General features: G+C 42.7%; 11 protein-coding genes. 10 read left to right on the forward strand and 1 reads right to left on the reverse strand.

The features are described 5' to 3' along the window. The first annotated feature begins 218 nt into the window (after nucleotides 1-218). From A0256_01760 to A0256_01805, 10 genes are all read left to right on the forward strand, one after another. On the forward strand, nucleotides 219-1,346 hold the full coding sequence (locus A0256_01760; protein AMR30233.1) for a coproporphyrinogen III oxidase: 1,128 nt from the start codon (nucleotides 219-221) through the stop codon (nucleotides 1,344-1,346). 117 nt (nucleotides 1,347-1,463) lie between these two features. Beyond that, nucleotides 1,464-2,012: a fasciclin gene (locus tag A0256_01765; protein ID AMR30234.1), complete on the forward strand. Its 549-nt coding sequence runs from the start codon at nucleotides 1,464-1,466 to the stop codon at nucleotides 2,010-2,012. Between the two features lie 350 nt (nucleotides 2,013-2,362). Then, on the forward strand, nucleotides 2,363-3,244 hold the full coding sequence (locus A0256_01770) for a cupin (protein AMR30235.1): 882 nt from the start codon (nucleotides 2,363-2,365) through the stop codon (nucleotides 3,242-3,244). A gap of 160 nt (nucleotides 3,245-3,404) precedes the next feature. Then, nucleotides 3,405-4,286, forward strand: a complete 882-nt coding sequence (locus A0256_01775; GenBank protein AMR30236.1) for a cupin — start codon at nucleotides 3,405-3,407, stop codon at nucleotides 4,284-4,286. 186 nt (nucleotides 4,287-4,472) lie between these two features. Next, nucleotides 4,473-5,348 carry a hypothetical protein gene (locus A0256_01780; protein AMR30237.1) on the forward strand — a complete coding sequence of 292 codons (876 nt, stop codon included), beginning with the start codon at nucleotides 4,473-4,475 and terminating at the stop codon, nucleotides 5,346-5,348. A gap of 307 nt (nucleotides 5,349-5,655) precedes the next feature. Continuing rightward, complete coding sequence (locus tag A0256_01785) at nucleotides 5,656-6,756, forward strand: hypothetical protein (GenBank protein AMR30238.1); 1,101 nt, start codon at nucleotides 5,656-5,658, stop codon at nucleotides 6,754-6,756. Nucleotides 6,757-6,858: 102 nt separating this feature from the next. Further along, nucleotides 6,859-8,364: a magnesium chelatase gene (locus A0256_01790; GenBank protein ID AMR30239.1), complete on the forward strand. Its 1,506-nt coding sequence runs from the start codon at nucleotides 6,859-6,861 to the stop codon at nucleotides 8,362-8,364. A gap of 27 nt (nucleotides 8,365-8,391) precedes the next feature. Further along, nucleotides 8,392-9,684 (forward strand): DNA mismatch repair protein MutT, encoded by a 1,293-nt coding sequence (locus A0256_01795; protein ID AMR30240.1) that lies wholly within the window; start codon nucleotides 8,392-8,394, stop codon nucleotides 9,682-9,684. A 31-nt stretch (nucleotides 9,685-9,715) separates the two neighbouring features. Then, nucleotides 9,716-10,591: a hypothetical protein gene (locus A0256_01800; protein AMR30241.1), complete on the forward strand. Its 876-nt coding sequence runs from the start codon at nucleotides 9,716-9,718 to the stop codon at nucleotides 10,589-10,591. Nucleotides 10,592-10,800: 209 nt separating this feature from the next. Next, on the forward strand, nucleotides 10,801-11,418 hold the full coding sequence (locus A0256_01805) for a hypothetical protein (GenBank protein ID AMR30242.1): 618 nt from the start codon (nucleotides 10,801-10,803) through the stop codon (nucleotides 11,416-11,418). Between the two features lie 266 nt (nucleotides 11,419-11,684). Here the strand turns inward: A0256_01805 and A0256_01810 are convergent, their stop codons facing one another. Further along, nucleotides 11,685-12,371 (reverse strand): DNA-binding response regulator, encoded by a 687-nt coding sequence (locus A0256_01810; protein ID AMR30243.1) that lies wholly within the window; start codon nucleotides 12,369-12,371, stop codon nucleotides 11,685-11,687. Nucleotides 12,372-12,391 lie beyond the last annotated feature (20 nt).

The raw sequence follows: 12,391 nt of genomic DNA on the forward strand, positions 1-12,391 counted from the left end.
TTATCTTCAAGTATTTAAATATATTTCAGTAACGTTAACTACCGAAAGTTGCGTATCATGTTCTTTGCGGCCCCGCCGTGGCTTAATTGAGTAGTAGTAACTTCACATAGGGTAGATTATCGTAAAGGCAAAATTGGCTGACCAAAAGAGTCTCGAGCACGTCATGACTTAGCAGCTCTTAAAAATGCTGTACAGCTAAATTTCCTATCTTTGCGCTCATGGCCGGCATTTATCTCCACATCCCTTTTTGTAAACAAGCCTGCCACTACTGCGATTTTCATTTCAGTACGTCGCTAAAATATAAAGACGACATGCTGAGGGCTCTGTTAAAGGAAATAAGCCTGCAAAAGGGCTACCTCGGTGGCGAGTTCATCGAAACCATCTATTTTGGCGGTGGTACACCCTCAGTTTTAACAGGAGCCGAAATAAATATCTTAATAGATGCGATTACCAAAGTACATACCGTGTCTGCAGATGCGGAGATTACTTTGGAGGCCAATCCGGATGACCTGGACAGCAATAAGTTAGCTGCGCTAAAAGCATCTCCCGTTAACCGCTTCAGTATAGGTATCCAGTCTTTTTATGATGAAGACCTTTTATGGATGAACCGTGTACACCGTGCCTCAGAAGCCGAAGCATGTGTAAAACGGGCCCAGGATGCGGGTTTCGAAAATATCACCGTCGACCTGATCTACGGTTACCCGCTGCTGACAGACATCAAATGGAAACATAACCTCAACAAGGTTTTTGATTTGGATGTACCACATATTTCTGCCTATAGCATGACGGTAGAACCCCAAACTGCCCTTGCATCGTTTATCAGTAAAAAGAAACAGCAACCGATGAGCGACCAGCAAAGCGCAGCTCAATTTATGTTAATGACCGATGTCATGCAAACAAACGGCTTTGAGCAGTATGAGATCTCCAACTTTTGCAAACCAGGGCATTACTCGCAACACAATTCTAACTACTGGCGCGGGGTGAAGTATATTGGCATGGGCCCATCTGCCCACTCTTATAATGGCGATACCCGGCAATGGAATATCGCTAACAACTCCAAATATATGCAGTCGGTTTTGGCAGAGGGGATTGTACCCGCAGAGGTAGAACTGCTCACCGAAAGTAACCGGCTTAATGAATATATTATGACGTCGCTACGAACCAAGTGGGGGCTGGATCTTGATAAGCTGGAGACAATAGCCGCTGGTTCGGCGGTACTTCTTATAAAGGCGGCAACTACTTTTTTCAATGACGGCAGCATTTCACAAGCAGAGCGGGTTATCACCCTTACCCCTAACGGTAAATTATATGCTGACCATATCGCGTCGGAATTGTTTTTTCAATAAATACATATATATACTATAATATTAAATTTAGTTCAATATTGTATTAAATTTAATATTGGGAAAACCATCCAACTCTTTTCTTCGTTAGTTGCATTATAAAACAAATAACCAAACTCCATGAAAAAGTTAATTATCGCAGCATTTGCATTAGCAGCTATTGCAATTGCTCCTAACGCCAAAGCACAAACAAAAATGGTTGGTGGCGCAGAAATGTTTCCAACTAAAAACATCGTAGAAAACGCGGTGAACTCTAAAGATCACACAACACTTGTTGAAGCGGTAAAAGCGGCGGGATTAGTTGAAACACTTTCATCTGCCGGCCCGTTTACAGTATTTGCACCAACGAACGAAGCCTTTGCTAAATTGCCACAAGGCACTGTAGAAACTTTAGTAAAACCAGAAAATAAAACTACCCTTGTTAAAATTTTAACTTATCACGTTGTTGCCGGAAAATTGAGCGCTGCAGACCTGGTTGCTAAGATTAAAGCTGGCGGCGGAAGAGCAGAATTATCAACTGTAAGCGGTGGCGTTTTAACTGCTATGCTGCAAGGTAAAAAAGTTTATTTGGTTGACGAAAAAGGCGGCAAATCATGGGTAACCATTGCCGATGTAAACCAAAGCAACGGTGTTATCCACGTAGTAAATACCGTTTTAATGCCTAACTAATTATTTGGCAGTTGCCAATTTTTAAATGCAAAAGGCCTTTCAGCAATGAAGGGCCTTTTGCATTTGTACAATAATGGCTAAATTAAGGTCATTTGCTCTGGTTGTGGAATTATAGAAAAAGCCATAAGATACCTATTCGGGCTTGTTCGGGCTTGTTCGAGCTGTTTACGAACAGGGCAAGCTGTTTGCGCATGTTTTGGCCTGTTGATAGTCGCGAACGCGAACACGTTTTAAACCTCATAAATTCCCACTGAAAAGTGTTGGTGATGTGTCAGTCAAGTTTCAAAAAACAATTTGTCAAATCACGAAGTATGTAAATAAATTAATTTTGAAGTTAATTTATTGTAAAGATGAGTTTAACGTTAGGCCCTATTGACAGAGTGGAACATATCAGCAAGGCTGATTTTATAAATAACTATTTAAAGCCACGCAAACCACTGGTGATCAGCAAGGCAACGGAAACATGGCCCGCTTTGCAGAAATGGACCTTTGAATATTTAAAGGAAAGCGTTGGCGATCAAATTGTACCATTATATGATAGCAGCAAAGCTGATCCGGCTAAACCCATTAATGCTGCAGCCGCAGAAATGAAATTCGGGGATTATATAGACCTGATCCAAAAACAGCCCACCGATCTCCGTATCTTTTTATTTGACACGATAAAGCATGCACCAAAACTCTTGGACGACTACCGTTCCCCTACCGATTTAATGGGCGGCTTTTTGGATAAATACCCCAATATGTTTTTTGGTGGTAAGGGTTCTGTTACCTTCCTGCATTACGATATCGACCTGGCTCACATCTTCCATACGCACTTCAACGGTCGCAAACATGTAATCCTGTTTGATAACAAATGGAGCGAACGGCTTTACAAGATCCCCTTCGCTACCTACGCGCTGGAAGACTATGATATAGAAAACCCAGACTTCAAAAGGTTTCCTGCGCTTGAGGGAATTGAAGGCCAAGAGGCGGTTTTAGAACACGGCGACACCTTGTTTATGCCTACCGGCTACTGGCACTGGATGAAGTATCTGGATGGCTCCTTCTCCATCTCCCTTCGTGCCTGGGATAGCTCATGGACCATTAAAGCAAAAAGCCTGTATAATTTAATTATACAGCGCAAGTTTGATGATATTATGAAAAAAAACTTCAGGACCAATTACATGGAATGGAAGGAAAGACTGGCAGTAAAGCGTGCCAACAAGGCACTAGCGGCGCACGAGCCGAAATAACCCTACTCAAATTGTTGCAAGTTTTCATAGGAATGATTTCCCGGTTAACGTAATATTAACCATGTTTTAACCTAATAGGCGTTTTAATTTTGTTATTTTGTCCCTTCGGGTGAATTGTTGCGTTATAAGGTAATAGTTTATTAATCCGATCCTGCAAAACATGAGCTTTATCCTCCACCCCATCGATACTGTCGACACCATTTCTCCGCAAAATTTTAAAGAAAAATATCTTAAACCCCGACGCCCGGTTGTGATAAAAGGCCTTACCAAAACCTGGCCTGCCCGGGAAAAGTGGACGCCCGAGTATTTGAAAAAAGCCGTCGGTAGCAAGGTGGTTCCATTATATGATAACTCTAAAGCCGATCCGTCGAAACCCATCAACTCTTCTGCAGCAGAAATGCCCTTTGATGATTATATCGACCTGATCATGTCGACCCCTACTGAACTCCGCATCTTCTTCTTTAATATATTTAAGCAGTCGCCCGAGTTACTGGACGACATCGCTTTTCCGAAAGAACTAATGGGCGGGTTTATAGAAAGCATGCCATCGATGTTCTTTGGCGGTTCTAATTCGGTGACCTTTTTACATTACGATATAGATCTGCCGCATATTTTCCATACCCATTTCGGTGGAAAAAAACACGTGATCCTGTTTGAGAATAAATGGAAACGCCGCTTATACTGTATTCCAAACGCCACCTATGCACTAGAGGATTATGATGTATTGAACCCCGATACTAAAAAATTCCCCGCACTTGAGGGCGTGGAAGGCATAGATGTATACCTGGAACATGGCGACACGCTTTTTATGCCGACGGGCTACTGGCACTGGATGAAATACCTCGAAGGTGGCTACTCTTTAAGTCTGCGTGCCTGGGATGCATCCATCAGCCGCAAAGCAGCAAGTGTTTACAACCTGGCTATCAAGGGCGGTCTGGATAGCCTGCTCAAAATGACCTTTAAAGAGAAGTATGCGCATTACCGCGAGAAACTGGCGGTGAAATGGGCAGAAAAAGAATTGGCGGCGGGGAAGCCGTATTGATAGCGAAGTAAGATAGAGATTAGCAGGATAAAAGACATGCAAACGGCCGGATAGCAATATTTAGTCGTTTGCTGTTTTAAGAGGTGCTTACGCTTTGCGTGATAAAATGAAGAGGCATTCTAAAATCCCGAAATCATATTGATCGTACCAAATTTTATTTAGCTTTACACCTCATACAACCAATTTATGAGCAAACAAGTATTATGCTTCGGCGAAGTTTTATGGGATGCATTTGGCGACGTTAAAAAGGCAGGCGGTGCGCCTATGAATGTGGCAAGGCACCTGGTACAACAAGGCAATGATGTACTATTTGCCAGCAGCGTGGGGATTGATCAATCTGGAGTTGAGCTCACCGTTTTTTTGAAAGAGAATGGACTGTACAGCGATTTGCTGCAAAGCGACGAAGACCTGCCCACCTGTGAAGTTACTGTTGAATTAGATGAACACAATACCGCCACCTATATCATTCCCAAACCTGTTTCCTGGGATAATATCCAATTCACGGAAGAACTGGAAGCTGCCGCAAATATAGCGGAAGCCATTGTGTTTGGCAGCCTGGCTTGCCGGGAGGAGGCAAGTTTTAATACGCTTTTAAACGTGCTGGATGAAAGCAAGGCTTTGAAAATTTTCGACGTTAACCTGCGCCCGCCGCATTTTACTTTAAGCACAATTGAAACGCTGGCTGCTAAAGCCGATGTAATTAAAATGAACGAGGAGGAAGCGGAACTGCTGATTCACGGCAGCAGCGGTGATCTGAAACAAAAGATCACCGAGTTTCAAAAGAAATTCCATACCAAGATCATCTGCGTAACGCGCGGTGCACATGGGGCTATTGTTTGGAATGACTATCAATTTTATGAGCACCCTGGCTTTACAATAGAAGTAGCAGATACAGTTGGGGCTGGCGACTCATTCCTGGCAACTTTTATTACCGGCTTACTTAATGATACCCCGATGCAGCCATTAATTGTAAAAGCATGTGCAGTTGGCGCGTACGTTACCACACAACGTGGTGCCAACCCGGTTTATAAAGTAGAAGAGGTGGTAGCGCAGTTTTCCTGATCGTTAACGGTCCTTTCGCCACTCAGAGCATTGGCATTTTGTGAAACGTTATCCGATCAAGGCTGGATGATAAACTTCGCCCTGATGGGACTGCGATACTATCAGCTTTTTAATTGGCGAAGCTAGTTGTGAAAGAGGTTGAGGTGAAAAGGTTAAAGTAAACTTACGCCCTGATTGAATTGCATCAACCAAACGATGGTCAAATCTCTACTTCTGTCATTTCAGGATAACAATTACATGATATTGAATTTTAGGCTAAACTTTTGACTGAATTAATCCGTTACTTTATACTAAGAAAGGGTACAACATGCGCGGTTACGGATTTTCGAAGTTTAAACCCAACCAGATCCCTAAAGGCGGATTTGAAGAATTACTAAAGCTATTTCTGGAGTTGCTTAACTACACCGCCGGTGATGCCGGCGAAGCTTTGGCCTGGCTTAATGAATTGGATAAGCAGTATAACCTTACCAATGATGAGTATGGCATGGGAGATTTTATTGATGAGTTGAAGCAAAAAGGCTATCTGGATGACGACAAGCAGGGAGGCGGTTTTAATATCACCGCTAAAACTGAACAGAGCATTCGCCAGTCGGCATTGGAAGAGATCTTCGGCAAACTCAAAAAGTCAGGCAAGGGCAACCATCGTTCACCGCAAAGCGGGCAGGGTGATGAAAAAAACGCCGAACGCCGCGAATTTGAATTTGGCGATAGCCTGGACCAGATAGATATGACCCAGTCCATCCAGAATGCACAGGTTAACCACGGTATCGGTGGCGATTTCATGATGACCGAAAAAGATTTGGAAGTGGAGGAAATGGATTACAAAACCCTTACTTCTACGGTGTTGATGATCGACATTTCGCATTCTATGATCTTATACGGCGAAGATCGGATTACCCCGGCAAAGAAGGTGGCAATGGCCCTGGCAGAACTCATTCGCACTAAATATCCTAAAGACACTTTGGATATTGTTGTATTTGGAAATGATGCCTGGCCAATTACCTTACAGGATCTGCCCTATTTACAGGTTGGGCCATATCATACCAATACCTACGCCGGACTGGAACTTGCAACAGATCTGCTTCGACGCCGTAAAACGCACAACAAGCAAATCTTCATGATCACTGATGGTAAGCCTACTTGTTTAAAAGAGGGCACAAAGTACTACAAGAACAGCATTGGTCTGGATAGAAAAGTGGTGAACAAAACGCTGAACATGGCTGCACAATGTAAGAGGTTAAAAATCCCTATCACTACATTTATGATTGCTAAAGATCCATACCTGCAGCAATTCGTTCGCCAATTTACTGAAACCAATGGCGGCAAGGCTTTTTACAGCTCCCTAAACAACTTAGGTGAATATATTTTTGAGGATTACGCTAAGAACAGAAGGAAGAACGTAAGATAGGCGAGCCCTCCAGCCCCCTGAAGGGGAAGTTTTTGAAAAGCTAAATAGAGTTAAAATAAATTCGTTGCAATCACCCTGAAACCGGTGAAATCAAAATTGAATATGAGCAAATTACTAAATATAAAAACACTTGGTCAGCTAAAGCAAACGGGCTATGTAAGCCGCTCTGTAAAAGACGAGTTGCGTGCAAATCTGATCACCCAGTTACAAAATAAAGAAGGCGGTTTTGAAGGCATAGTAGGTTTTGAAGATACGGTAATTCCGGATCTGCAAACTGCTATTTTATCCCGCCATAACATCCTGCTATTAGGCTTACGCGGGCAGGCTAAAACACGCATAGCCCGGCTGTTGGTCAATCTTTTAGACGAATATGTGCCGTATATCCAAGGGTCTGAGTTGTTTGATGATCCATTGGCACCAATTAGCTGGTTTGGCCACAATACTATAGAACGTAACGGCGACGATACGCCGATTGCCTGGGTACACCGCAGTGAGCGTTACACCGAAAAACTGGCAACGCCGGATGTTACCGTTGCGGATTTAATCGGTGACGTAGACCCTATTAAAGCAGCTACGATGAAGCTAACGTACTCTGATGAGCGCGTTATCCATTTCGGCTTGATCCCTAGGGCGCACAGAGGTATTTTTGTGATCAACGAATTACCCGATCTGCAGGCACGTATCCAGGTTTCCTTGTTCAACATTTTGCAGGAACGCGATATCCAGATCCGTGGTTTTAAACTGCGTTTGCCTTTAGATCTTCAGTTTGTATTTACGGCAAATCCGGAAGATTACACTAATCGTGGTTCGATTGTAACCCCCCTGAAAGATCGTATTGAGAGCCAGATCCTAACACATTATCCCCGCACCGTAGAAATCTCCCGCAAAATAACCCAGCAGGAAGCCCTGCTGACCCAAGAGCAGCGCAGTGCAGTTGAAGCAGATGGCCTAGTAAAAGATTTGGTGGAGCACATTGCATTCGAGGCTAGGGCATCAGAATATATCGATAAAAAATCAGGTGTATCAGCACGTTTAACAATTTCTGCCTATGAAAACCTGATCAGTAATGCAGAGCGCAGGATGATCATGAACGGAGAGACATCAACCTTTGTGAGAATCTCTGATTTCTTGGGTGTTATTCCTGCTATTACCGGTAAAATAGAGTTGGTTTATGAAGGCGAGCTGGAAGGGCCTGGCAAGGTGGCAAATATCCTTATTGGTAAAGCCATTAAAACGCTGCTATTACAATTTTTCCCCGATCCGGAGAAAGCCAAAAAAGCAAAAGCACCAAATCCATACGCGGAGATCGTTAACTGGTTCGGCGACGGTAATACTATTTCCTTAGTGGATGACCTGCCGATACAGGAGTATAAAAAATTATTGAATGCTGTACCTGGCTTAAAAGAGTTGGTTAAAAAATTTCATCCGCGTTTGAGCGAAAACCAGCAGTTGCTGTTGATGGAATTTATACTTCACGGATTGGCCGAATTCTCACAATTGAACAAGGGATTTTTAGATAACGGCTTCGCTTTTTCGGATATGTTTAACAGCCTGTTTAACATGCAGCCGGATGATGAAGATTTGGATAGTGATGACGACCGTTATTAGCCCTATAGTTCACCAGTCTGATTACTAATGCAGGGGCTCATCGTATCCATTTTTATTACTTTTGTTCTATTAGCAATAGATTATTATATCCTGCGAGGACTACAAACCGCCTTCGGTAAAAGAAAATTTGTCCACAGTACGTGGTTTAAATTCTTTTACTGGGCGGCTTCTGCCTTTTTAATACTGGCGTTATTTAGTAGTATCTATATAAAAATGGGCGGGGTGGGTGTTCGTGGCGCACTGCTGTTCCTGTTTTTCATCCTTTTTATATTCAAGATATTCTATGTGCTGTTTATTTTGGCAGATGACTTGCGAAGGTTTATTATTTACCTGAGGCGCAACGGGAAGCAAAAGGAAAGCGTAGTATCTCCCCCATCGGCACAAAAAGAGACTGTTGCTTTTGGTTCAATTCCCCGGTCTGAATTTCTGATGAAAGCCGGGCTGCTTGCCGGGGCTATTCCTCTTTATGCGATCAAGCATAACATGAGCAAAGGTTTGTATGATTATCAGTTGGAGGAGGTAACATTGTACTTGCCAAATCTTCCTAAGGCCTTTGACGGTATGCGGATCGGCCAGATCTCTGATATACACTCCGGCAGTTTTCATAGCAAATGGCAGATGAAAGCAGGTATTGAACTACTGTTAAAGCAAAAAGCGGAGGTGATATTCTTCACCGGCGATTTAGTTAACGGCCTGACATGGGAAGTAAAACAATACATGGATATTTTCAACAAGGTGCGTGCCCCGCTTGGTGTTTATTCTGTACTAGGTAACCATGACTATGGTGATTACGGCAAATGGCCCTCACCCGCCGACAAAGCAAAAAACTTTTCTGATATGATAGCCGCACATAAAGAACTCGGCTGGGACCTTTTAATAGACGAGAATCGCCGATTAAAGGTAGGAAACGAAGAAATTGGATTGCTGGGCATTGGAAACTGGGGAGAAATGAGTCGTTTCCCAAAATATGGCCGGATGGATAAGGCTATAAAAAATACCGATGATTTACCCGTAAAACTGTTGCTATCTCACGATCCATCACACTGGCGGGCCCAGGTGATTCCGGAGTATCCGCAAGTTGATGTAATGTTTTCCGGCCATACCCATGGAATGCAATTTGGCGTGCGTACGCCAGACATCAAGTGGAGCCCAATTGAATATGTCTATTCCGAATGGGCCGGTCTGTATCGTGAAGCACATCAGCAAATTTACGTAAACGTAGGGTATGGTTTTTTAGGGTATCCGGGGAGAATTGGAATACTGCCGGAGATTACGATATTTACGTTAAAGGCCACCGCTGATCCTTCGTTCAAAGCATGAATAAATCCGCGGACCAGCCAATACGGTATCAATGAAAAAACTACTCCGGTCTGCTTTTGATTTTATCCTTTTTAGTAACCTGTTCATGTCGTTTTGTGCTGTAGCGCAAGCACTGGTTACTTTCCATTTAATCGGCTCGAAACCCGTACCGTCCGTTCTGGCCTTACTTTTCACGTCTACATTAGGTATTTACAACTTCAGTATCCTTCTTACCAGGCCGACTAAACCAGAAGAATCCACTTACAGAAGAGTGCGATGGTTTTTCGCGCACAACCGCCTGATGGTCACTTTTACCATCGTATCGCTGCTCTCGCTTATACCCTTATTTTTCCTGCTTTCACTGGAGTCGAGGATCCTGCTCATTTTCCTATCCATTCTTTCTTTCTGCTATAGTATTCCCTTATTTACCGTTGGCGGGCACAAGTTCGGGCTGCGTAATATTCCGGGTTTAAAAGCGCTCCTCATCACCCTGGTTTGGACACTCAGTTGTGTGTTACTCCCTATTTTTGAAGCCGAAAACCAGCACCTTGCAGATGTTTCCATGCGGGATACGATGATCCTGATAGCGAAACGTTTTCTATTGATAGGCGCACTGACCGTACCCTTTGATATCCGCGATTTGTTCCATGACCGCCAATCGGGTTTAAAAACCATTCCCGTGGCATGGGGCGAAAAAAACGCATATTTTTTTTGCCAGCTATTGCTCGGCGGTTATGTCATGCTGCTTTTCCTGTTTCGGAATAATGGCTTTAACCGCGACTTTTTTGCCTTAACCATAACCGCGACATTAATGGGCTGGCTTATTTTCCGCTCCAAATGGGAGAAGAATGAGTATTACTATTTCTTTTGTTTAGATGGGGTATTAGTGCTGCAATATGTTGCCCTGGTGATTTTTAATTTGTGGTGAAATTCTCAACTGTTTTAATTTTTAGCAATGATAAACTTTCTACATTTTAAATTTATTGGGATATGCCTTTTTTCAAATTAGAGTTGCAAAACAGCAGCAGCCGTTCAAATAAGCATAGACAGGGCCGGTTATGGTAGCGTATCTTATTAGCATTAACTAAGATTTCCCTAAATACAACAAATTAGCTTTTACTATGTATAACCCATTTAATGGCAAGCAATTACGATAATTCCGCCTTTTTTTACGATGAACTATCGCGCCTGGTTTTTGGTGAAGCCTTAGTAAAAGCGCAAACCTACTTTTTGCCGCACATCCCCCCCAATTGTAGTTTATTGGTCATTGGTGGAGGCACCGGCTGGATATTGGAAGAAATTGCAAAAGTGCACTCATCTGGCTTGAAAATTTCCTATGTAGAGATCTCGTCCAAAATGATGGCCCTTTCCCGCCGAAGAAATGCAGGTGGCAATAAGATATCATTTATCAACCAGGCAGTGGAGGATGTAAAGTTTGACACCCAGTTTGATGTAGTCATTACACCATTTCTGTTCGACAATTACCCGGATGATAAACTGGAAGGCTTAATCCTGCATATCCACCGGATGTTGAAACCGGAAGGAATTTGGCTGAACACGGATTTTCAACTGACCGGCAAATGGTGGCAATTTGCATTAATGAAAACCATGGTTTTATTCTTCAAAATTTTATGTGGTGTAGAATCATGGCGGTTGCCAAATGTGGACACTCACTTTCAAAAATTAGGTTACCAGCCGACCTCAAATAAGTCCTTTTTTTATGATTTTATAGTGACGAGAGTCTACCGTAAATAGCTGCCAAAGCATTCAGAATGCTATAAATTAAGAAGATCCTTATCGCCTTTTAATCAAATTATGAACAATAAATTTCTGAAGTATTACAATAGAATATAACCTTGAAATAGGATGAAATACTTAGCGATACCAAAGTTTGGTATCGCTAAGTATTGTAAAGAACCGACGCAACTTTATTAAACAACCGGTTAAATTTCTTAATAAAATTAAAACTTAGCCACCTGCAGATACTACTTTTCCTAGATTCAGGATTTAGATCAGCACCGCTAATAAACAAACTTGTAGCCTATTCCCCTTACCGTTTGCAGGTACATTGGCGAATCAGGATTATTCTCTATCTTCTTGCGAAGCCGTACAATGTGCATATCCAGCGTACGGGTATTGACATCGGCATTGTAGCCCCAAACTTCCATCATCAGCTCTTCTCGATTGATGATTTTGTTTTTGTTCTTCAAAAAATATAGCAGGATTCGGTTTTCCAGGATTGTTAATTCGGTCTTCCGGCCATCGCGGATTAACAGGTGTGTATTGGGAAGGTGCTCCATATTCCCAAACTTATGCGATTCGGTTTTCTCGTTATTAAGAGAGAATTTGATTTTACTGTCTATCATTGCCACCAGTACATCCATGTTAAATGGCTTAGTGATATAATCAGACACACCAAAATTATAAGCGCCTATTTTATCGATATCCTGAGCCTTAGCCGTCATCATGATTACCAGCTTATCAAAGCCTTTTTCACGCAGGGCGCTGCAAACTTCCGAGCCCTGTTTACCGGGAAGCATCCAATCCAGCAATACAATATCTGGCTGTTCCATAAGAATCATAATTTCGGCCTCGATACCGTTGCCGGATTCCAGCACTTTATACCCTTCGCTCTGCAGGCGTTCCGCCACCAGGAAACGCAAGTTCTCATCGTCTTCAACCAGTGCTATTTTAATTTCTTTATTCATTTTCAATCAAATCAAAATTA

The organism is Mucilaginibacter sp. PAMC 26640 (assembly GCA_001596135.1).
GTDB lineage: Bacteria > Bacteroidota > Bacteroidia > Sphingobacteriales > Sphingobacteriaceae > Mucilaginibacter.

Coding starts and splice junctions, on each gene's coding strand:
- A0256_01760 (AMR30233.1), top strand. CDS start 219: ATGGCCGGCATTTATCTCCACATCCCTTTTTGTAAACAAGCCTGCCAC.
- A0256_01765 (AMR30234.1), top strand. CDS start 1,464: ATGAAAAAGTTAATTATCGCAGCATTTGCATTAGCAGCTATTGCAATT.
- A0256_01770 (AMR30235.1), top strand. CDS start 2,363: ATGAGTTTAACGTTAGGCCCTATTGACAGAGTGGAACATATCAGCAAG.
- A0256_01775 (AMR30236.1), top strand. CDS start 3,405: ATGAGCTTTATCCTCCACCCCATCGATACTGTCGACACCATTTCTCCG.
- A0256_01780 (AMR30237.1), top strand. CDS start 4,473: ATGAGCAAACAAGTATTATGCTTCGGCGAAGTTTTATGGGATGCATTT.
- A0256_01785 (AMR30238.1), top strand. CDS start 5,656: ATGCGCGGTTACGGATTTTCGAAGTTTAAACCCAACCAGATCCCTAAA.
- A0256_01790 (AMR30239.1), top strand. CDS start 6,859: ATGAGCAAATTACTAAATATAAAAACACTTGGTCAGCTAAAGCAAACG.
- A0256_01795 (AMR30240.1), top strand. CDS start 8,392: ATGCAGGGGCTCATCGTATCCATTTTTATTACTTTTGTTCTATTAGCA.
- A0256_01800 (AMR30241.1), top strand. CDS start 9,716: ATGAAAAAACTACTCCGGTCTGCTTTTGATTTTATCCTTTTTAGTAAC.
- A0256_01805 (AMR30242.1), top strand. CDS start 10,801: ATGGCAAGCAATTACGATAATTCCGCCTTTTTTTACGATGAACTATCG.
- A0256_01810 (AMR30243.1), bottom strand. CDS start 12,371: ATGAATAAAGAAATTAAAATAGCACTGGTTGAAGACGATGAGAACTTG.